This window comes from Haloferax gibbonsii (assembly GCF_001190965.1).
GTDB classification, from domain to species: Archaea; Halobacteriota; Halobacteria; order Halobacteriales; family Haloferacaceae; genus Haloferax; species Haloferax gibbonsii.
Window position 1 is genome coordinate 2,369,127 of record NZ_CP011947.1, and the last position, 20,934, is coordinate 2,390,060.

At 67.3% G+C, this 20,934-nt stretch carries 18 protein-coding genes; 8 read left to right on the top strand and 10 right to left on the bottom strand.

Features of this window, described 5'->3' with window-relative positions:
- Positions 1–8 precede the first annotated feature (8 nt).
- From ABY42_RS11985 to ABY42_RS11995, 3 genes are all read right to left on the bottom strand, one after another.
- The gene (locus ABY42_RS11985; RefSeq protein WP_004975274.1) at positions 9–2,432 is read right to left on the bottom strand and encodes a DUF2309 domain-containing protein; all 2,424 of its coding nucleotides are present in this window, start codon (positions 2,430–2,432) and stop codon (positions 9–11) included.
- Positions 2,422–3,906, bottom strand: a complete 1,485-nt coding sequence (locus tag ABY42_RS11990; RefSeq protein WP_050459606.1) for a proton-conducting transporter transmembrane domain-containing protein — start codon at positions 3,904–3,906, stop codon at positions 2,422–2,424. The genes ABY42_RS11985 and ABY42_RS11990 overlap by 11 nt, the downstream gene beginning before the upstream one ends.
- 400 nt (positions 3,907–4,306) lie before the next feature.
- Positions 4,307–4,792: an Lrp/AsnC family transcriptional regulator gene (locus tag ABY42_RS11995; RefSeq protein WP_004975272.1), complete on the bottom strand. Its 486-nt coding sequence runs from the start codon at positions 4,790–4,792 to the stop codon at positions 4,307–4,309.
- 427 nt (positions 4,793–5,219) lie between these two features.
- Between ABY42_RS11995 and tuf the strand changes: the two genes are divergently transcribed.
- Positions 5,220–6,482 carry a translation elongation factor EF-1 subunit alpha gene (gene tuf / locus ABY42_RS12000; protein ID WP_004975270.1) on the top strand — a complete coding sequence of 421 codons (1,263 nt, stop codon included), beginning with the start codon at positions 5,220–5,222 and terminating at the stop codon, positions 6,480–6,482.
- 118 nt (positions 6,483–6,600) lie between these two features.
- Here tuf and ABY42_RS12005 read toward each other — a convergent pair whose 3' ends face one another.
- The 3 genes from ABY42_RS12005 to ABY42_RS12015 form a co-directional block, all read right to left on the bottom strand.
- Positions 6,601–6,852, bottom strand: a complete 252-nt coding sequence (locus tag ABY42_RS12005) for a hypothetical protein (protein ID WP_004975269.1) — start codon at positions 6,850–6,852, stop codon at positions 6,601–6,603.
- 338 nt (positions 6,853–7,190) lie between these two features.
- Complete coding sequence (locus ABY42_RS12010) at positions 7,191–8,483, bottom strand: ATP-grasp domain-containing protein (RefSeq protein ID WP_004975267.1); 1,293 nt, start codon at positions 8,481–8,483, stop codon at positions 7,191–7,193.
- 150 nt (positions 8,484–8,633) lie between these two features.
- Complete coding sequence (locus tag ABY42_RS12015) at positions 8,634–10,199, bottom strand: S8 family peptidase (RefSeq protein ID WP_004975265.1); 1,566 nt, start codon at positions 10,197–10,199, stop codon at positions 8,634–8,636.
- A gap of 195 nt (positions 10,200–10,394) precedes the next feature.
- Here ABY42_RS12015 and ABY42_RS12020 point away from each other — a divergent pair, with 195 nt between their 5' ends.
- The 3 genes from ABY42_RS12020 (at position 10,395) to ABY42_RS12030 (ending at position 12,557) form a co-directional block, all read left to right on the top strand.
- A complete protein-coding gene (locus tag ABY42_RS12020) occupies positions 10,395–10,871 on the top strand; it encodes an NYN domain-containing protein (RefSeq protein WP_004975259.1) in 477 nt (158 codons plus the stop codon).
- A 110-nt stretch (positions 10,872–10,981) separates the two neighbouring features.
- Complete coding sequence (locus ABY42_RS12025; protein ID WP_050459607.1) at positions 10,982–11,830, top strand: TatD family hydrolase; 849 nt, start codon at positions 10,982–10,984, stop codon at positions 11,828–11,830.
- A gap of 139 nt (positions 11,831–11,969) precedes the next feature.
- On the top strand, positions 11,970–12,557 hold the full coding sequence (locus ABY42_RS12030) for a DUF2150 family protein (RefSeq protein ID WP_004975254.1): 588 nt from the start codon (positions 11,970–11,972) through the stop codon (positions 12,555–12,557).
- Positions 12,558–12,658: 101 nt separating this feature from the next.
- Here the strand turns inward: ABY42_RS12030 and ABY42_RS12035 are convergent, their stop codons facing one another.
- Positions 12,659–14,290 (bottom strand): Ig-like domain-containing protein, encoded by a 1,632-nt coding sequence (locus tag ABY42_RS12035; protein WP_050459608.1) that lies wholly within the window; start codon positions 14,288–14,290, stop codon positions 12,659–12,661.
- A 77-nt stretch (positions 14,291–14,367) separates the two neighbouring features.
- Between ABY42_RS12035 and ABY42_RS12040 the strand changes: the two genes are divergently transcribed.
- Both ABY42_RS12040 and hmgB read left to right on the top strand, forming a co-directional pair.
- Positions 14,368–16,260: a type IV pilin gene (locus ABY42_RS12040; RefSeq protein WP_050459609.1), complete on the top strand. Its 1,893-nt coding sequence runs from the start codon at positions 14,368–14,370 to the stop codon at positions 16,258–16,260.
- Between the two features lie 79 nt (positions 16,261–16,339).
- The gene (gene hmgB, locus ABY42_RS12045) at positions 16,340–17,677 is read left to right on the top strand and encodes a hydroxymethylglutaryl-CoA synthase (protein ID WP_004975237.1); all 1,338 of its coding nucleotides are present in this window, start codon (positions 16,340–16,342) and stop codon (positions 17,675–17,677) included.
- 20 nt (positions 17,678–17,697) lie between these two features.
- Here the strand turns inward: hmgB and ABY42_RS12050 are convergent, their stop codons facing one another.
- Both ABY42_RS12050 and ABY42_RS12055 read right to left on the bottom strand, forming a co-directional pair.
- The gene (locus ABY42_RS12050) at positions 17,698–18,000 is read right to left on the bottom strand and encodes a DUF5789 family protein (RefSeq protein ID WP_004975234.1); all 303 of its coding nucleotides are present in this window, start codon (positions 17,998–18,000) and stop codon (positions 17,698–17,700) included.
- Between the two features lie 109 nt (positions 18,001–18,109).
- The gene (locus ABY42_RS12055; RefSeq protein ID WP_004975230.1) at positions 18,110–18,817 is read right to left on the bottom strand and encodes a helix-turn-helix domain-containing protein; all 708 of its coding nucleotides are present in this window, start codon (positions 18,815–18,817) and stop codon (positions 18,110–18,112) included.
- A 140-nt stretch (positions 18,818–18,957) separates the two neighbouring features.
- Here ABY42_RS12055 and ABY42_RS12060 point away from each other — a divergent pair, with 140 nt between their 5' ends.
- Positions 18,958–19,608, top strand: a complete 651-nt coding sequence (locus ABY42_RS12060; RefSeq protein WP_004975228.1) for a metal-dependent hydrolase — start codon at positions 18,958–18,960, stop codon at positions 19,606–19,608.
- 78 nt (positions 19,609–19,686) lie between these two features.
- Positions 19,687–20,265 carry a GNAT family N-acetyltransferase gene (locus ABY42_RS12065; protein ID WP_004975227.1) on the top strand — a complete coding sequence of 193 codons (579 nt, stop codon included), beginning with the start codon at positions 19,687–19,689 and terminating at the stop codon, positions 20,263–20,265.
- 54 nt (positions 20,266–20,319) lie between these two features.
- On the opposite strand, the gene ABY42_RS12070 is transcribed toward ABY42_RS12065, so the two are convergent.
- Complete coding sequence (locus ABY42_RS12070) at positions 20,320–20,901, bottom strand: hypothetical protein (protein ID WP_004975225.1); 582 nt, start codon at positions 20,899–20,901, stop codon at positions 20,320–20,322.
- Between the last annotated feature and the right edge of the window lie 33 nt (positions 20,902–20,934).

A 20,934-nucleotide genomic window follows, 5' to 3' on the forward strand; every position in this document is an offset into this window, starting at 1 on the left:
GAGGACGGTCAGTCGTCCGCGACGGCGGCCGTGGTCGGCGTCTCTGGTTCCGGGCGCGCTTCGACCTGTTCGGACGCCGGCGTCCACGTCAGTTCCTCCTCGTAGTGGAAGGCGCGGTGGTCCTGCGTCGGGTCGACGACCGTCAGCGAGAGCCAGTCGTTGTCGAGCAGTTCGGTCAGTTCCGCGTGGTCGGCCAGCACGTCAGAGACGCGGTCGACCGGCGCGTGGATAATCGTCGAGAGGCGGAGCGGCTGGTGGTACGGCCTGTCGTCAGCGGCCATCAGCGACTGGAGCGGGAGTCCGGTCATCAGGTCGCCGCCGTTGCCCTGGTAGACGCCGACGTTGCCGACGGGGTTCTGGGTCACCTTCGACCCGCTCCCGTAGACGGCGTTGTCGACCGTCGAGAAGTAGTACTGGGCGTTAATCCACTGCGTGACGACCATCGGGCCCGTCAGAATCGCTTCGAGCGCGTCGCCGTCGGGGTCCGTCGAGTGGTTGTACGAGTGGAGGAACGCGCGGCCGTCGAGGTCGAGGTCGCTCGTCAGTTCGCGGGGGCCGATGACGAAGCCGGCGTTGCCGGCCAGTCCCCACTCGGGACGCGTCTCGGCCCAGTCGGCGGCGCGGCGCTCGGTCTCCCTGACGCCCGCGGAGCCGTCGGCTCCCATCGACTCGGCGCGCTCGGCGGTCGCGTTCTCCCGGGCGACCGCGAGGTCCGCGCGCAGCTGGTCGAGGCCGTCGGCGTGGCTCTCGGGCACGTCGCCGTCGAACAGGTCGATTTCGTCGGTCGTCGTGTTGTGCTCGCCGGCGACGAACACCGTGTCCTCGGGGATGTCGAACCCGCGGTCGCGGAGTTCGGCTTTGACGGTCTCGTCGTTGCAGATTGCCGCGAGGACGCGGGCGTTCGGGCCGCCGGGGTTGCCGGCGCAGGCACCGCAGTCCAGACTCGAATCGAACGGGTTGTTCGCCGTCTCGCTGGCGTGGCCGGTGAACACGACGAGGCGACCGAACTCCTCCCAGCCCATCAGTCCGAAGGCGTTCGCGGCGTACTCGACTTTCTCCTCGTCGGTCAGCCCCACCGGGAGGTCGCCGACGTAGGAGTGCTGCCGGTGGACGGCCTGGTCGCAGAACTCGTGGTTGTCGGGGACCGCGTCGTCGGCGGTTCCCAGCAGGTCGGAGACGCGCCCGGGGACGAGCGTGCGGGCCGCGAGGGCCAGTCCGTACCCGCTTCCGGCGCTCTCGACGAAGCCGAAGGCGGTAGCGGGGTTGGTCTTCAGCGACTCGATGACTTCGCCCGCGGTCTCGCGGAAGCGCGACCAGCGGTCGTGGCTCGCCTTCGTCTCCGTGTCGGTCGGGACCTCGGAGACGTGGTGCTGCGGGTCGAGAATCGGGGGACAGGCGTCGACCGCCACCTCGGCGTCGTAGCCCTGGTACTCCATCGGGATGCCGAAGAAGCCGGCGTAGCCGTGGGTCTCGTAGTCGCCGGTGTCCTCGATGTGGCGGCGGATGACCTCGGAGCGCGTGTCGATACAGAAGACCAACTGCGCGTCCGGGCGACCGGCGGAGCCGCTGTCGTCGAGGGCCTCGCTCTCGGCGGCGACGCGGTCGACGACCTCGCCGCGGTAACTCGCCTCCCACGCGCTCAGGAACGCGTCGGCGAGTTCGTCGGTCGCATCGGCCTCGCCGCGTTCGGGACCGGTCGACGGCTCGACATCGACGCCGAACGCGTCGAGGAGCGCGAGACGTGCCGCGAGGTAGCCTTCGAGCGTAATCGGGTGCGTGGACTGCCACTCGCCGCCGTCGGCGGCGCGTTGCTTGATGAAGCCGGTCCAGCCGGGGAGCGCGGCGAGTTGCTCCTCGAATATCGGGACCCACTGGCTCTGGGGATACGACTCCAGCGCGGCCTCGACGGTTTCGACCGGCGACTCGGGTAGGTCGGCGACGATTCCGTCGTCGGGAATCTGCCCGTCGTACGCGGCCATCGACCGGAAGGCGCTGTAGAACCCGTCTTCGCGGTTCGGCATCGGCCAGTGGGCCTGTCCCTCGTCGAGGAACGCCGACAGCCACTTCGTCAGCACGCGGTCGACCCGCGCGGTGTCGGCGTCAGTCTCGGCGTCCGAGGGCTCCGACTCGACGCCGGCGTCCATGCGCTCCAGCAGCGTTTCGGGGTCGTCGTCGTAGCCGCGCTCGGCCAGTTCCGAGGCGAGCGCGTCGGGGTCGATTTGTCCATCGTCGAGGGCCGCCCGGAACGTCTCGGGGGTCGGGTAGCCGCGACCGCCGACGAGGTCAGCGGCCTGGGTGACGGCCTCGTGGAACGGCATGTCTTCGAATCCCGAAAGCGGGTTGGCCGTCACGAACGAGTGAATCGGCCAGACCGAACCGACGGTCGTCGCCGCTTTGTCGATGCTGTCTTCGATGGTGTGTTCAGTACTCATTGTAGTCCTCCGTGGCGGTCAGCACGGTGCTGGAGGCGGGTTGGCTCGCGTTCAACAGCGCGACGTAGAGGCGGTGGCTGCGCTCGTGGACGCCGAGTTCTATCGCGGCGTAGACGACGAGGAAGACGCCGGCGACGAGCGCGTGGAGCGCGGTCAGTTCGGCCGGTGCCTCGACGACCGGCAGGCCGGACAGGAGGCTCGAAACCGCCTCGTAGGCGAGCGCGTAGACGGTGATTGCCGGCAAGAAGACGAGCGGGACCGCGCCGTAGCGGACTGTCGTCGGAAGCGAGGCGTGCGCGACGACGTTGCGGGCCGCGTGCAGCGTGGTGAGCACGACGAACGTCACGAGCAGGAGCCCGCTGTCGAGGTGCGTTCCCTTCCCGGTGAGCGCCGCGAACAGCGCGCCGCCGGCCAGCCCGGTCGCCAGGACGACGACCGCGCCCGCGACACCGGTCTCGTGGGCGCCGTGGTCCGTCGGGGCGGTGTGTTCGACCGCCGCGCCCGCGCTGAGGAAGTGGTACGCCTTGTAGAATCCGTGCAGGATGAGGTGGGTGATGGCGGCTCCGAAGAATCCGAGGCCGGCCTGCATAATCATGAAGCCCATCTGGCCGATGGTCGAACAGCCGAGTTCGCTCTTGACGTCCGACTGGACGTTCTTGAGCAGCTTTCCGAGCAGGGCGCTCGTCGCGCCGACGGCCACGATGCCGAGCATGAGCGTGGCGTCGAGGGTCACGACCGGGGCGAACCGAAGCAGCAGGATGCCGCCCGCGTTGACGAACCCGGCGTGCATCAGCGCGGAGGCGGGCGTCGGGGCGGTCATCGACGAGAGCAGCCAGCCGTGGAACGGGACGAGCGCGGACTGAATCATCGCCGCGAGGACGAGCGCGACACAGGCGAGAAGCCACACCGGCCCGCCGAGCCCGTCGGCGCTCGCGGCGATGCCGGAGACCGTCGTCGCGCCGGTCGCCCACCAGAGGGCCGCGAGCGCGACGCCGAGGAACGCGCTACTGGTGAGGAAGTACCTGCGAGCGACGCTCGCGGCGGCCTGCGCTTGATTCCAGCCGTCGATGATGCCGATGAGTTTCGCCATTGCCAGTCCCATCGTCAGCCAGAGCAGCCAGAACAGCGCGACGTGGTCGGCCGCGACGAGTCCCATCACGGCGACCGTGAAGCCGAACACGGTGGCGAAGAAGCTCGTCTCGTGGCGACTGCCGGCCATGTAGCGGCGCGAGTAGCTGTGGACGATGCCGCTGAAGAACGTCACGACCACCCACAGCAGCACGGTCAGGCCGTCGACGGCGACGACGCCGGGAACCTCCCACGCGCCGCCGAGTCGGACTCGGGCGAAGAGCACGGCGACGCTCGCGGCGAACAGCGCCCACACGAGCTTCGTTAGTGCGACGGGCGCGAGTGGCGAGTCCGCCACCGCGTCCGGGAGTGCTCCGACCGTCGGTTTCGAGCTGTGTCCTGACATCGTTCGATTCGTCGTTGACCAGAACGGTCACCGAAACGCGTTCGGCGTCCGATACTGGTCGTCCTTACACCCATCCGAGAACAGATTGTCTATTAAATCTACCTACATTCACAAATCGTTCGCAAATTAGCCATTATAGAACATTATGGTTTTGCGAGTGCGGGACGACTCGAACAGCCGGCCCTGGAGAGGCAAAATCGGCTTAGAACGCTCTTTTCGACCCCCGTGTCGTACTATCCGCCCGTTCGACGACCGAGTGTCGGCGACGATTTACACGGGGGCGACTTTCCGCGACGACCCGCGACCGCGGTCGCTCGTCGGGCTCGGTGACCGATTCGTGAACGCTCCGTTCGATTCGTGAACGACCCGTTCGTCGCGAGGATATCGTGCGCGCGCCCGCTCAGGAGTCGTTTTCGGCGTGTCTCTCGGCGTCGAACTTCCCGAACGGCGTCGTCTCGTGCGTGCGGACGAGCACCTCGTCGGCGACGGTGAGTCCCATATCGAGGAGTTCCTGCGCGATAGACGTGATGTCGCCGTCCGTCTCGCCGACGGCGGTGACGAGGAGGTTCTGTTCGCCGGTGACCAGTTCTTGGACGGCCACGACCCCGTCCATCTCCAGAATCTCGGGGACGAGTTCGCCCCGCTTGGGAATCGAGGCGGTGCAGTAGAGCAGCATTCGGAGGGGATAGCCCGACTTCCCATAGTCGACGCTCGCGCTGTAGCCCTTGACGACGCCGTCGGATTCGAGCCGCTGGATGCGCTTGCGGACGGTGCTGTCCGAGGTACCCGTTCGCTTCGCGATGTCGCCGGACGACATGTTCCGGGCGTCCTCTTGGAGCGCGTACAGAATCGCCTTGTCCACGTCGTCGATATCCTCGCCAGCCATGCCACTACCTCGGGGTGGAGAGCACTTTATCCTTTGATATTGTTCGGACGGTGGTCCGCGCGGTACCCGACGTCCGTCGTCTCCGGGGGTAGATTTATTACCCATCCGATACAATTAGTTACTATGATTGTTGTAAAAGATAACACCGACGTGTCCGACGCTCACGAGCAGTCCGTTCGCCGCACGGCCACCTTCGCCGACATGGCCGCCGCGATGCGCGGGTTCTGAGTGGTTCGTCGGGGTTCGGTTCTCCTCTCGGTTCGCCCGACTGCGCCGCGACATGACTGATTTCCTGAGTTTTCGCGTCCCCTGATAACCCGTTTCCTCGACTCGTCCGAACCGGCGCGAGACGCGCTTCGAGCCGGGAAAACGGATTTACCTTTGGGTGTCATATTCTACCAAACTGGGCGACACCGCCCTGATACCCATGGCAGACAAACCACACCAGAACCTAGCCATCATCGGACACGTCGACCACGGGAAATCCACGCTCGTCGGCCGGCTCCTGTTCGAGACAGGCAGCGTCCCGGAACACATCATCGAACAGCACCGCGAGGAGGCGGCGTCCAAGGGGAAGTCGGGCTTCGAGTTCGCCTACGTGATGGACAACCTCGCCGAGGAGCGCGAACGCGGCGTCACCATCGACATCGCCCACCAGCGCTTCGACACGGACAAGTACTACTTCACCATCGTGGACACGCCCGGCCACCGCGACTTCGTGAAGAACATGATTACGGGCGCGTCGCAGGCCGACCACGCGATTCTCGTCGTCGCCGCCGACGACGGCGTCGCGCCGCAGACCCGCGAGCACGTCTTCCTCGCTCGAACGCTCGGCATCGAGGAACTCATCATCGCGGTCAACAAGATGGACGTCGTCGACTACAGCGAGGACTCCTACAAGCAGGTCAAAGAGGAGGTCCAACAGCTCCTGAACCAGGTACGGTTCAACTCCGACGACGCCGGTTTCATCCCCATCTCGGCGTTCGAGGGCGACAACATCTCCGAGCCCTCGGAGAACATGCCGTGGTTCGACGGGCCGACCGTACTGGAGTCACTCAACAACCTCCCAGAGCCGTCGCCGCCGACGGACGCGCCGCTTCGCGTCCCGATTCAGGACGTGTACACCATCTCCGGCATCGGGACAGTCCCGGTCGGCCGCGTCGAGACGGGGATTCTCAAGACCGGCGACAACGTCCGGTTCATGCCCTCTGACGCGGGTGGCGAGGTGAAGACCATCGAGATGCACCACGAGGAGGTCCCGGAGGCGGGCCCCGGCGACAACGTCGGCTTCAACGTCCGCGGCGTCGGCAAGGACGACATCCGCCGCGGCGACGTCTGCGGCCCCGCCGACGACCCGCCGTCGGTCGCCAAGACGTTCAAAGCACAAATCGTGGTCATGCAACACCCGTCGGTCATCACCGCGGGCTACACGCCGGTCATCCACGCGCACACGGCGCAGGTCGCCTGTACGTTCGAGTCGCTCGACCAGAAGCTCGACCCCGCGTCGGGCGAGGTCGCAGAGGAAGAGCCGGACTTCATCAAGGCCGGCGACGCCGCCGTCGTCACGCTGCGTCCCCAGAAGCCGCTCAGCATCGAACCGTCGTCAGAAATCGCCGAACTCGGGAGCTTCGCCATCCGCGACATGGGACAGACCATCGCGGCCGGCAAAGTCCTCGAAGTCTACGAGTAGCGCCCGGTTTCGACCACCGTTTTTCGTCCCACCGCCGCGACAGCGGTCGGGCCGTCTGCGCGGAGGTCGGCCGACCGATTGGTCACAAACCGCGTGTGAGCGTCCGCGGCCCGCGGCGTCACTCGTTAGCGCCGGGGTAGAGCGCCGACACCTGCCAGACGTTCGCGCGAACGCCGGCCCGCTCGATGTCCATCCGCACGCGGTCGCCGGCGTGGTGGTTCGCGAGGTAGTCGCGGAAGGTGCTGTTCTCGTAGGAGGTGACGTGGTACGTCGAGCCGTTGTCGCCGCGGAGGGTCGCCGCACCGTGGTCGTTTACCTCGTTTACGATTGTGAACGTATTCGAATTATTTCTGGACGCTGTCTCGGACATACTCCATTATATGTTAATGAGATACATAAAACCCGGCGACGCGTTTAGTAAATCATTATAAACTACATCGTGATTGTTTCCCACGGGAAACCGTCCGCTCGCCGTCGGTCGGTTTTCGGAGAATGGCCCGCGTCCGGTGGTCGATTCGACGCGCCGTGCGCCGGCTGTTGGGTTGCGACCGGCGTGGGACGTGACGCGACACGGCCACGCTATCGAGCGCGGGTGGGTCGTCGAAACGAATCGTGTCGCGTGAGTACGGCTTCTCGAATCGGGGACGGGGCGCAGTCGTCATAGGAAGTGGAGCCAATTAACGGAATGGCTTGATATATCCGGTTTGATTAGTCACCCGCGTCGCCGCGGACGCCCCGGCGCACGTCGACGTAGTAGTCGCGGAGCAGGTCCCGGCCGATTCGAAGCGGCGTCTCCGGACCCACGTCCTCGTCGAGCACCGCGGTCACGGTCCGCCGTTCCCCCGCGAGTTCGACCACGATATCCACCCGCGGGGGCGCGCCGTCGTCAACCACGTCCGGCGGCTCGGTACCGAGGTCGGCCGCCAACCGGGGGTCGATTCGCGTCGTCGACGCGGCGGTGTCGATGCGCGCGAGCACCGCTTTCGACCCGCTGACGCCGGTGACGGTCACGCGCTCCGCGTGGCCGACGACGGGGACCCGCTCGTCGCGGATTCCCGAAGGGGCGTCTGCCGGTCGCGTCCCGTCGAGAGAACGCTCGACCCGTTCGACGAGCGCCGGGTCGACGCGCCCGCCGGCGCGCTCGATTGCGAGGCGGGCGATGGCCGCCGCGGGCGACCGACCGGTGGCGCGGAAGAGCCCGCGGAACCCCGCCGTCGGGTTGACTTCGAGGACGACCCAGCCGTCGTCGCTCTCGATGAGGTCGACGCCGGCGTAGTCGAGACCGAGCGCCCTCGCCGCCCGGAGCGCCGTTCCCGCGGCCTCCGGCGGGAGTTCCTCCGTCGCGTCCTCGACGTCGCCGCCGAGCGCGACGTTCGTGCGCCAGTCGCCCGCCGGGGCGTAGCGGTACATCGCGCCGACGACCTCGTCGTCGACGATATAGATTCGGAGGTCGCGGTGGCGTTCGCTCGCGTCGACGTACTCCTGAATGAACGCTCGCCGGCCGTCGACGGTCGCCGAGACGGCCCGGTCGTGGTCGACCAGCCACGTCCCCCCGCCGTTGGTCCCGACGGCAGTCTTGTAGACGACCGGCGTCCCGAACCCCTCTCGCGCGGCGTTCAGCCTGGCGTCCGCGGTGGCCATGTACGTGTGCGGCACCGGGACGCCCGCGGCGGCCAGCCTGCTCCCCGTCGCGTGTTTGTGGACGGCGAAGAGGACGCTCCGCGGGTCGTTGAGCACGGGCCGAACGGCGGCGTAGCAACTGGCGATAGAGAGGTCTTCGAGCGGGCTCGTCGACTTCGACAGCAGGAGCCGGTTGACCACCACGTCGACGTCGGGGTCGAGCGCGACGCCCGACGGCGACACGTCGATGCCGACCGCCTCCTCGTGCAACCAGACGGCCTCGTGGCCGAGCGCCCTGACCGCGTTGCTGATGGCTTTCGTCTCCCTGCTGTCGTGGAATCCCAGAATCCCCACGGTGACCGTCGGTTCGTCCCCACCCATAGGTGAGACTACGCGTTCCGGTCGCATCAGCGCATCGCGAGGTTCCGCAGAACCGGAATGTGACGCCGCGCGACGCGTCGCGGGCGCGGCGGTCACCTGCTCATGAAGTCGGCTATCGGTTCGGTCCCGCCACCGAGTCGGCGGTCGCGGTTACTCCTTTTCCGTGACGGTCACGGTGTAGCTGCCGCCGCCGGAGTAGCTGTCGACCAGCACCGAGAGGTCGGCCGACGTGTCGGGGTCGTCGATGACGATCTGCTCTTCGCTGTCCGTGGTCCACGAGCGGTAGTCGTACGACCCGGTCGTGGGGCACGTCCCCGAGCCCTCGTTGACGTAGAGGTCGAAGTCGGCGCTCGACGGCCCGCTGAGGTCGACGACGACCTGCGACGGCGAGCCGTACTCCCACGCGTAGCTCCAGCAGTCGGAGTCGGCCGACGACGACAGCGAGTCGTCGATGGTCGAGGTGGTCGAGTCGCCGCCACCGCCGCCACCGCCGCCGCCGCTTCCCGGCTCGGTCGTGACGGCGTTCGCGGCGTCGACGCGGCCCGCTCCCTGTTCGTTCTCGGAGAGGCCGACGTCGACCGCGGTGTTCTTGAGCTGGCTCCGCAGGTCGGCCGGCGAGAGGTCGTAGACGGCGAGCGTGAGCCCGGCGACCCCCGAGACCACCGGCGTCGCCATCGACGTGCCGGAGATCTCCTTGTACTCGGTATCGGTCGTCCAACACGAGAGGACGTTCGTCCCCGGCGCGGCGAGGTCGATGTCGGTGCCGTAGTTCGAGTACGACGCCAGCGTCTCGTCGGGGTCGAGCGCGGAGACGGCGACGCACTCGCTGTAGGCGGCGGGGTACGACACGCTCCCGCTCCCGTCGTTGCCGGCGGCGGCGACGACGAGGCTCCCCTGCTGGGTCGCGTACGACACGGCGTTCTTCATCGTGGACGTGTAACCGCCCCCGCCGAGCGAGAGGTTGATGACGTCCGCGCCCTGGTCCGCGGCCCACTCGATGGCGTCGGCGATGTCGCTCGTCGAGCCGCTGCCGGACTCGGAGAGCGCCCGCCCCGAGAGGAGCGAGGAGTCGCTGATGCCGCCGATGCCCTCGCTGTTGTCGGTGGTGCCGGCGGCGATGCCGGCGACGTGGGTTCCGTGGTACTCGTCGGCGAGCACGTCCGGATACGGGTCGCCGTCGGCGTCGACGAAGTCCTGGCCCTTGTCGGAGCCGAACTGCGCCGAGAGGTCGGGGTGGTCGTACTTGACCCCCTGGTCGACCACGGCGACGGTCACGTCGGCGCTGCCGAGCGTGGTGTCCCACGCGGTGTCGGCGTTCACCTGCTGGGGCGCGTACTGACTGCCGTACTGCGGGTCGTTCGTCGTGTAGAGCGCCTGGTGGGTGACGTTCTTCTCCGCGTACTTCACCTCGTCGCGCTTCGTGACCGCCGAGATGAAGTTCTCGCGGGCGCGGTCGGCGGCGACCGACGGGAACTTGACCGCCACGTAACTGAGGGTCTTGTTCTCGTGGACGACCGTCGCGTTGCCGGGGACGTGCTTTTCCACGGCCTTGCGCGGACTGTCGGCCGTCTTCGAGACGCCGACGAGAATCTCTTCTTTCTTCGGCCCGGGGGACCGACCGGGCGTCGCGGTGGTCACGCCTGCCGCGCCGGTCAACCCGGCGGCCGCGGCGAGCTTCAGGAAGGTTCGTCTGTCGAAGTTCGGTGTGCCTGCCATGGGCACACATGACTCGGGAGACCGTGGCAATATTTGTTAGCTTGACTGAAATTTCAATTTCAGCCTGTTCTTCAAAGGGGATTCGGAACGAACCCGTAAACCAAAATAAATCCTCGACAGATTCTCGAATCGTCGTTCCTGCTTCGGTCGACCCTCCCTCGAAATTTATAAACCCGAAACCGGGCGAGGTGGTGTATGGACCTCCTGCGGCGGTTGGTCGGTCCCGACGGGCTCCCGTCGGGCCGAGTGGCGCTCTTCGTGGACGGGCCGAACGTCCTCCGCGACGAGTTCGACGTGGACTTAGACGACATCCGGGCGGCGGCTCGCTCCCTCGGCGGACAGGTGAGCGCGGCGCGGCTCTACCTCGACGAACACGCCACGCCGGGGCTGATTCAGGCGGCCGAGGCGCGCGGCTTCGAGGTCGTCGTCACGAGCGGCGACGTGGACGTGAAGCTCGCGGTCGACCTCACCCGGTACGCCGTCGAGGACCGCGCCGACGTCATCGCGGTCGCCTCGCGGGACACCGACTTCAAGCCCGCCTTGGAGACGGCCAACGCCTACGGCCTGCGGACGGTCGCCATCGCGCCCGGGAGCTACGGCCGCTCGGACGCGCTCCAGAACGCGGCGACCCACGCGATGACGCTCGACGAACTCGCAGAGGACGGCGACTGAGTCGGGCGACGACCCGGTCGACCCCGATACGATCCGACTGCGCCTGACTCAACTCGACACGACCGACCGCGAACGGTTCGCTTTTTCCTCCCCCGACCGACCAGTCGTCCATGCAGGAGTTCGACACGCCGGTCGTGGACAACCACCTCCACCTCGACCCGGACCACGGTCGCGGGCTGGAGGCGGTGAAGGATTTCGCCCGGAGCGGCGGCACGCACCTCCTCGTCGTCAACAAGCCCTCGTGGCTCCTCGGCCACGAGGTCGAGACGGGCGAGGACTTCCGCCCGGTCTTCGAGACGACGGTCGAAGTCGTCCGCGAGGCCTCCGAGCTACTTCCCGGACGCGCGTGGCCCGTCCTCGGCGTCCACCCCGGTCTCGTCTCGAAGCTCGTCGACGACCGCGGCTACGACCCCGAGGCCGCCCGCGACCTGATGTGCGCCGGCCTCGACACCGCCGCCGAGTTCGTCCGCGAGGGCGACGCGCTCGCGCTCAAGTCCGGCCGCCCGCACTACGAGGTCACGGACGCCGTCTGGGAGGCCTCGAACGCCGTCCTCAGACACGGCCTCGACCTCGCCGCGGACTGCGACTGCGCGCTCCAACTCCACACGGAGTCGACGACCGACCTCTCGGACGTAGCCGAGTGGGCCGACGAGCGCGGCGTCCCCGGAGAGCGCGTGGTCAAACACTACGCGCAGGGCCACCTGACCGGCGGCACGCCGAGCGTCATGAGCGACAAGGACCGCCTCGAAGACGCCGCCGAACGGGGCGACCCGTTCCTCATGGAGACCGACTTCATCGACGACCCCGACCGCCCCGGCGCGGTGATGGGGCCGAAGACCGTCCCCCGGCGCGTCGATTGGCTCCTCGACGAGGGGCGCGAGGACGCCGTCAGGAACGCTCACGTCGAGACGCCCGCGCTGGTCTACGGCGTCGACACCGAAGCGACGCTCGACCGATAGGGACTGTCGGGCGAAGCGCGGAACGGCCGCCGAGACCGGCGCACGAGTCGAATTGCGCCGTCTTCTCCCACGTCGAGCCCTCGCACGGTCACAAGCAGGATAAGAAAGGCATTTGAGTCCGGCACGGGAGGTTGTAGGTATGACCGAGGCCGAGGAACGATACTACTCGCCGGAACGCTGGCAGAACTGGTTGACGCGCGTCGAAGAAGAGGACCTGGACCTCGAAAGCGAGGAGACCGGCCGTCTTCTGATGAACATCCAGAACGACGCGGCCATCGCCATCGCCAAGATTCTGACCGCCTACGACGACGACACGCTGGGCGAAGAAGAGGCGCTCGACGAGCTCTCGACCGTCCACGACATCGTCATGGCCGAACCCGAGTTCGAGTCGGAGAACGAGGAGGCCGAAATCCTCATCGGGAGCGTCCAGACGAGCCTCTCGTGTGCCTTCTTCGCCGCCGAGGAGTTCATCGTCGCCGGCCCCGCGGAACTCGAAGACGACATGGACGCCTACATCCGCGCCGCCGCGGACGCCGAGGCCGCCGACGACCTCGACAGCGCGCTCGGCTACATCGTCCAGGTCGGCACCCGCGTCATCGACGGCGACGACCTCGACATCGAGGTTCTCGACGAACTCGAATTCGGACTCGTCACCGAGTGGGTCAACGGCCTCGACAGCCTCCAGAGCGGCCTCTCGGAGCCCGAGGTCGTCGAAGAAGAAGACTGAACTCGGCCTCTCTCGCGCTGCTTTTCGTCTCGCTTTTCGTCCGCTGAGAGCGCCGGAATCTCCCGGACCCGCTCCGACCGTTTTCCGACGGCGAGCCCCGGCTACGGGACCGCGACGAAGTACGTCGCGAACTCGCCGTCGTCGAACTGGACGGTGAGGATGAAGAAGTCGCCGTTCGCGTTCACGCCGCTTGGGGCGAACGTCACCGAGACCGGGGTCGTCTGATTGCCCTGAAGGGTGACGGCGTTCGACCCGAGCGTGTACTGCTGTCCCCCGATAGGTTGCTCAGGTGACCCGTTGAATTCGACGCCGCTGGCGAACTTGTTGTTGCTATCGGGGTAGTGGAACGAGACCCGGAAACTGGTGATTGTCCGCGTATCTCCGGTGTTGTTGAGTCGAATTTCGACCTCGTTGCTCGGGCCGACCTCGCTCGCGCCCTCCAGAACCACGTCGCCCTCGTAGTCGTTCGGTGGATTAATCTCTCCCGTCGACCCGTCGTCTCCCGCGCCCGTGCCGCCGCCACCGCCGCTCCCGTTGACCAGCGGGACGGTGTAGGTCGTCTGCTCGATCGCCTCGACCGTCCCGTCGCCGTCGAGGTCGCCCGACGCCCGGACGGTTATCGGTCCATCCGCGTCGCCGGCGGGCGTGAACGCGAACCCAGCGCGGCCATCGTCGGTCGTTGTGATGGTCCGACTCGTCGGTGACGCGTCGCCTTCGGTAACGGTGAAGTCGATACGCTCGCCCTCGACAGGGTTGTTGTAGCCGTCGCGAGCCTCGACGACGACTCCGGTCGACTCGCCGGGCGCGGCGGAGGCTCCCGTCGTGACCGGGACGAGGTACTGTCCGTCGGGACTGGCGACCGTCGACGCGGCCGACGAGGACGACAGCTCGACCTTTGCGAGCCGGAGTTCGTAGGTGTACGAGCCGTTCAGGGTGACGCGGACGAGGCTGTTCGTCGGGTCCGCGCCGTCGCCGAGGTCGGAGACGGCTTTCACCCGGACGTTCTCCAGCAACCGGTCGGCGGTCGGAGACCGACTCCACGCCGTCGCGTTCGACCCCACCGGGACAGTTAGACTGATGTCCTCGTCGGACTCGTTCGTCACGGTCACCGTCCGCGCGGCCGACGAGATGGGCGCGACGGTCAGCGGGGTTCGAGTCGCCGTCTGGCCGACTCGCCCGTCGACGGAGACGACGGTGATTCGGTTCCCCGAGACGAGCGTCTGGCCGCCGAGCGGGACCACGTTCGCACCGGCCTCGCGCTGGACCGACGCGCCGGAGACGGTAATTGGCGTGCCATCGAACTCGTTGTAGCTCGGTGAGTAGCGTAGGACCTTGCTCTCGTAGGTGCGGGCCCCGCCGTCCCAGAGCGTCCGGACGGCCTCGGGCTCGCCGTCGACGGCGTCGACACCGGCGATAGTGACGTCCCGCGAGTCCGTGAGCGCGAGGCTCCCCGTCGGCGGGCCGGGGTTGATGAAGACGACGCGCGGGCGGTACTGGACGCCCGTTTGAACCGTGACCCCCGACTGCACTCCCCTCGTCGCGGTCGCGAGCACGTCGTTGTGGAGCGACACGAGGTCGTCCGAGGCGTCCAGATAGGCCCCGAACTCCGTCGCTTTCGTCTGCTGGGGAACGACCGTCGCCTGGTAGAGCGACAGGCCGATGACGAGGAAGCCGAACAGGAGAATAGCGCCGACCTGAACCGCCTGCCCCCGTTCGCTGTCGAGGAGTTCCATTGGGGTGGTCAACTGGTCGGACTGATAAAGGTCTGTTGCCGCGTACGTTTTTATGTCGCACCCGCCTGCGTTCAGTCGTGCAGGTCGCTTCGCGCGCACAGAGCGAGACGGTCGGGATGGTCCTCCTGTTAGGACTCGTCGTGGTGGTCGTCACGGTCGGGGGCGTCGCCGCGCTCGCCGCTGTCGACGATTACCGAGACGACGCTCCGTTAGTGGAACTCGACGTGACCGTCGACGCGTCGAACCTGACGCTCGCGCACCGCGCCGGCGACACCCTCCGTGCCGGCGACGTGGCCGTCATCACCCGAAGCGAGGACACGACGACCCGGTACTCGCTCGGGACTGACGGTGACATCAACGGGCGAGCGGCGACGACGGAGTCGCTGTTCGGCCCCGGAGACAGCTGGCGGCCGGCCGCCCCTGTCGGGTTCGACGGGAGCGACCCGTACCTCGTGTTGGTCGTCCACGAACCGAGTAACACCGTCATCCACCGCGCGGAGCGGACGCTCGGCGCGGTCACGGAGACCCCAGGTCCCGCGCCGACGCCGCGACCGACGACGACGAGTCCGCCAGCGACCACCACGTCCACGGCGACGACAACTTCGACGACCGCAACGACGACCACGGCCACGACCACTTCGACACCCCCGGAATCGACCGCTATCAACGGGGTGCACGTGGAAGACCGGACGACCGACTCCGGCGGTGCCGGCTACCGCGTGGACTACGACGTGGCCGCGGGTCCGGACTTCGACCGCGTCCGCGTGACCTTCGAGAACCTCGATTCGTCGTGGGCGACCCAGACGGTCACTGAGACGAACGCCCGAGGCTTTGCGACCTACGACATCGGGGCTGGCGTCGGCGACCGCTACCGAATCACGGTAGCGGCGCTGGACGCAGGCGGCAACGTTCTCGACTCGCGAACCATCTCGGACGTTGCCGACGGCGACAACCCCGACGCGAACACGGGGCTCCCCGAGTCGAACGACCCAAAGATTCGCGGTGCCGCGCTCATCGACCTGACGCAGGAGGGTGCGGCGTACGAACTGAACTACAACGTCACGAACGCCTCGAACCTCTCGGAGATTCGCGTCGAGTTCGACAATCTCGACGCGCCCTCGGCGACCGCGGAACTCAGCGGGACCGCACCCCGCGGGACCATCGCGGGCTACTCGGCGTACGACGGGACCGAAGGCGACGACTACGAGGCAGTCATCCGCGTCTTCGACGAGGACGGCGTACTCGTCGACCGCCGGGTCATCTCGGACGTGGCTGACGGCGTCGACCCCGCCGGCAACGACGACCTGACGCGGGCGTCCAGCCCGTCGTTCGCGGGGACCATCATCGACGACCTGAGCATGACGCAGGCCGACTACGAGGCCTCGTACAACGTCACCGACTGGGCGGAGTTCGGCCGCGTCAGGCTGTGGGTTTCGAACGTGGACGCGTCGTACGCCGAGGGAATCTACGAGAGCCCGGACCCGCGGCACACCATCGAGGACTTCGCCGCCGAGGACAACGGCGGGACTTTCGGGATGACCTACCACATCCGGCTTCAGTTGCTCGACGCCGACGGCGTCGTCGTCGACGAGCGCATCGTGACCGATGACGCGGACTGGACCGACCCGTCCGGAAACGACGGCCTCTCCCGCGCGGGAAGCCCCGCGCTCGACTCGGTGTCGGTGTCGGACAAGTCGAATACGAATCAGAATCAGGTTCGCTACCGGGTCGACTACGACGTTATCGGGACGAGCGAGTTCGCCGAAGTTGAGGTGTACTTCCGCAACCGCCAGCAACCGCAGGCCAGCGGAGTCGTCCGAAGTGCCGCGACGAGCGAGAACAACCTCGAATACACCGAAACCTACGGGACCGGGAACACCTACGACATCGAGGTCCGCGTCGTGGACGACGACGGTATCGTGGTCGACCGATACGTCCTCTCGGATATCGCGGGCGACAAGAACGCCTGACCGCTCGTCGCCTATTCTTCGACAACCGACGTAACTCACCATCGACAAAACCTTATCCCTCGGTTCTGTAGCATCGACCATGACTTCCGTCGGCATCGACGCCATGGAGATTTGGACGGGCAAACTCGTGTTAGACCTCCCCAACACCTTCGCGCCGGTGAAGGGCGAAGACCCGGAGAAGTACACGAAGGGCCTCGGTCTCCACACGTCGTCGTTCCCGGACGTGTACGAGGACATCGTCACGATGGGTGCGAACGCCGCCAAGCAACTGATGGACCGAAAGGGGCTCACGCCCGCGGACATCGGCCGCATCGACGTGGCGACCGAGTCGGCGTTCGACAACTCCAAGCCGGTGTCGACGTACATCGCCGGCTGTCTCGAACAGGTGTACGACGGCGACTTCCGCCACGCGAACAAGGGCGAGCGCAAGTTCGCCTGTATCGCCGGCACCCAGAGCCTCGACGACGCCTACAACTGGATTAAGGCGGGACGCAACCGCGGGCGCGCGGCGCTCGTCATCGCCACCGACACCGCCCTCTACGAGCGCGGCGACCCCGGCGAGGCGACGCAGGGCGCGGGCGCGGTGGCGATGCTCATCGACGAGGACCCGGACCTCGTCGAACTCTCGACCGAGCAGGGCTACGGCAGCATGGACGAGACCGACTTCCTCAAGCCGAATCAGCAGTTCCCCTCCGTGGACGGCAAGCGCTCCATGCAGGTGTACCTCGCCCGCATGCGCGAGGCGCTCGAAGACTACGAGAGCGTCGCGGGCCGCACGCACCCGGACCTCTTCGAGTACATCCCGTTCCACACGCCGTTCCCCGGCATGGTTCGGAAGGCGGCGCTCCTCGGGTTCCGTCACATGACCCGCGACACCGACATCGAAGACGACCTCGAAGCCGAAATCGGCCGCCAGCCCCGCGAGGAGGACTTCGAGACGTGGGACGACTACGAGGAGGCCATCCGCGGCTACATGGACGAACTGAAGACGACCGAACAGTACCGCGACTGGTACGGCCGCGTCATCGAGCCGACGCTCGACATCTCCAGCCGCGTCGGCAACTGGTACACCGGCTCGGTCCACATCGCCCGACTGTCGGCGCTCATCGCCGCCGCCGACGAGGGGAAAGACATGACCGGCAAGCAGCTTCTCGTCGGGTCGTACGGCTCCGGCGCGCAGGCCGAGATTCACGCCGAGACGGTCCAAGAGACGTGGCTCGACGAAATCGAGGCCGTGGACGTGGACGACCAGCTCGCGGCCCGAACCGAGATCTCCTTCGACGACTACGAGCTCATCCACGACGTGCACAACCACGAAAAGGAGATCGAGGTCGAGGAGTTCACCCAACCCGAAGCCGAGTTCGTCTTCACGGGCTGGGGTCGGATGAACGAGCGCCGCTACGAATACGTGGAGTAGCGGAGACGAAGCGCCGGCCGTTAGAACGACCGCGCCTGTTCGGGGAGTATCGACCACGAGTCAGCGGGGTCCGCGCCCCGGTCGTCGTAGAACTTTCTGCCGATGTAGTCGTCGCTCACGCTTCCGAGTATCGTGTTGTACAGGTCGGCGGCCGATTCGTAGGTCTCGGCTCCGAGGGGGTCGAGGATGGCCTCGACGGTCTCCGCGTCGTCGACATTCGGCGCAGTCACTTCGATGTCGCCGACGCGTTCGAGTACGCGGTCGGTCGCAACGGGGTATTCGAACGCCGTTTCGAGGTGCGATTGGAGGTCGCGAATATCCATGGAGTGACATCGTCGCGGCCGCCCTTCGGCTTTTTTCGCCCTCGGACGGACACTCTGGAAATTCGAATCGAATCGGAGAGAACGGGAAAATCGAGTTGCGACGGCGGACTCAGGGAAGCTTCCGCAGGTCTTCGAGCATCTCGTCTAGGTCGCGGTCGGTCACGGCGAGCGCGAAGCCGTCGATAGTGGCGAGCGCGGGCGCGTGCTCCCAGAGTTCGTCCTCCGAGAGGCCGTGGAGGACGACGGCGTTCGGCGTCGGCGTGACGACGCGCATGGCGACGAGCGGCGACTCGCCGCGGGTGACGCCGGTGAAGACGAGCGCCCGACTCGTCGACTGGCCGTAGAGCCGGTAGAACTCCTCCGAGGAGAGTCGCGTGATGGCCTGGATGCTGTTGATGACGGTGTGGCCGCTGATGCGGTCTTGGTCGCCGTCGACGATGGGCGTCGCGCCGATGGCGTCGTAGAAGCTGTCCAGCGGAATCGACGTGGGGTACTCCCGGAGGTCCTGGACGATGTCGCTCTCGAAGCCGGCCGAGAGGACGCGGGCGTACTGCCGGATGCGACTGCCGCCGCGGGCCTCGTCGATGTCGAGAAGCGCCTCGACCATCCGGCGGATGACGCCGATGCCGGGGCTCTCGCGGCGACCGCTCTCGTAGTCGGAGACGACCGACGACGACACGTCCAACTGCTCGGCGAGCGCCGTCTGGGAGATGTCGAAGTCGGTCCGCCACTTCCGGAGCGTCGCGCCGGGGTCGTCCGAGAGGGTAATCTCGCCCGCGATGCGGCGGGCGAGGTCGTCGCGCGGTGCCGCGGTCATCGCGAACACCTCGGTCCGACCGAGGAGTGAGTCATGGGACAACGTGCGTGAGTGTCCCGCAAAAGGGTGTCGAAAGTGGTAGTCGTCGCCTGACGAACCCCGTGGGAACCCTGAAGGTCGTCGCCCGACCACTACGCGGTATGCCATCGACCCTCGTCCACGTCGCGGTCGGCGGACTCGTCGGTGCCGCCCTCCTCGGTCGCTGGTTCGACGCCCGCTCAGTCGGCGTCGCGCTCGCCGCCGCCGCGGTCCCCGACCTCGACTCGTTCACCAGCACGCTCCTGCCCGGCAGCCACCGCGCGCTGTTTCACACGCTCTTGTTTCCGCTCGCCCTCGCCGCCGTCGTGGCCTACGACACGCGGGTTCGTGACCCCGAGCGCTCCGCGATTCGCGGTCGGTGGGGCGCTCGCGGCGTCGTGGTCTCGTGGGTCGGCATCGCCGCGCTCCTCTGTGGGGGTATCTTCCCCGACCTGTTCACAAACGGCGTCAACGCCTTCTACCCGCTGCACGACGCGTTCTACTCGATTAGCGGGCGCGCCGAGTGGTCGAGCACGCGCGGGTTCGTCCAGACGTTCGTCGAGCTACGGCCGGCGTCGGCGTCGCCACCGCCGACGACGGAGACGCTCCACTACAGCACCGTCGTCGACCCCTCGCCGGGCGCGGAACCCGAGAACGTCGAGCGGGTCGCTCCGCTGGCCTCGTCGGGGACGGAGTTGATGCTCATCGTCCTCGGTGCGGGCGTGGTCGGCGGTCGGCTCCTCTCGGAGCGCCTGCGCGGGCGGACGGAGTGAGTCGTCGGAACGGGACGGGGGAGCGGCCGCGGCTCGCGACTCCGAGCGTTCATAACCGATGGCGACGCATCCGCGTCCATGAGCGAGACACCCGACGGCGTCGAGGTGCGACCCTACGAACCGGGCGACGCGGCCGCGTTCTGGGAACTGAAACGCGGGTTCGAACTCGGCATCGGCGAGGGAACCGGCGGCGACGACAAGCTCACCACCTACGAGGCGAAGCTCACCGACGACTACCGCGAGCGCTACCTCTCGTGGGTCGAGCGCTGCGCGAGCGACGACCCCGGGTGCGTCGTCGTCGCGGAGGCGGTGTCGGGTGGTGGGGACGGTGATGGCGGCGTCGAGAGCGACGGCGATGACGGCGACGACGACCGCGGCGACGACGCGACTCTCGTGGGCTACGCCTTCGCGCTCCCCGAGGAGATGACGTTCATCTGGGACGCCGCCGTCCTCAACGAGCTGTTCCTCGACGCCGACTACCGCGGCACGGGCGTCGCCGACGAACTCATGGAGGCCGTACTGGACCACGCGCGCTCGCAGGACCTCCCGTTGGACCGAATCGTCCTCGACGTGGACGAGGCGAACGACCGGGCGCGGGCGTTCTACGACCGCTACGGCTTCGACCACTGGGGCGAACTCGTCGCTCGCGACCTCTGAGTCGAAGAACGCGAGGAGCGGAGAACGGAGATTCGAGCGCTCGGGCAGGCGCGACTACCGGAGCGCCGTGGCCGCGAGGCCGCCGACGGTGCCGAGAACCGCGGGGTACGCGACGCCCGCGAGGAGCGCGGACGTGACCGGGTCGGGGCTGACGGCCGCGTCGCCGACGGTGACGGTGAAAAGCGCGATACCAGCGAGCGCGAAGACGAGGTAGCCGACGGTGGTTCCCGCGCCGGCCAGCGCGCCCGCCCGCGTCGAGGACGCGCCGCTGACGACGGCCGCGAGCGCGCCCGCCGCGAGGAGCGCGACCACGGGCGCGACGTAGAGCACCGGCGAGAACGCCTCGACGCTCTCGATGAGGTTCGCGGAGGAGGTCGTCCCGAACAGCCCGGGGAACGTCGTGGTCACGCCGTGGGCGCTCATGAACACCCAGCCGACGACCTTCCACGTCGAGATGTCGGAGCCGAGGGCTTCGAGCACCTGGCTGGCCGTCGAGTTCTCGATGGTCGAGGAGGTGAGGAGGTAGGTCACGAGGTAGCCGAAGAGGGCCGCCCCGAGACCGGCGACGCCGCCGCTGCCGACCGACCGAAGCGTCGATGGTGTGGAACCGCGGGTCGATTCAGGTGTCGTTGACATCGTGTCGGAAGCGATTGTCGTTCTCCCGTAAAT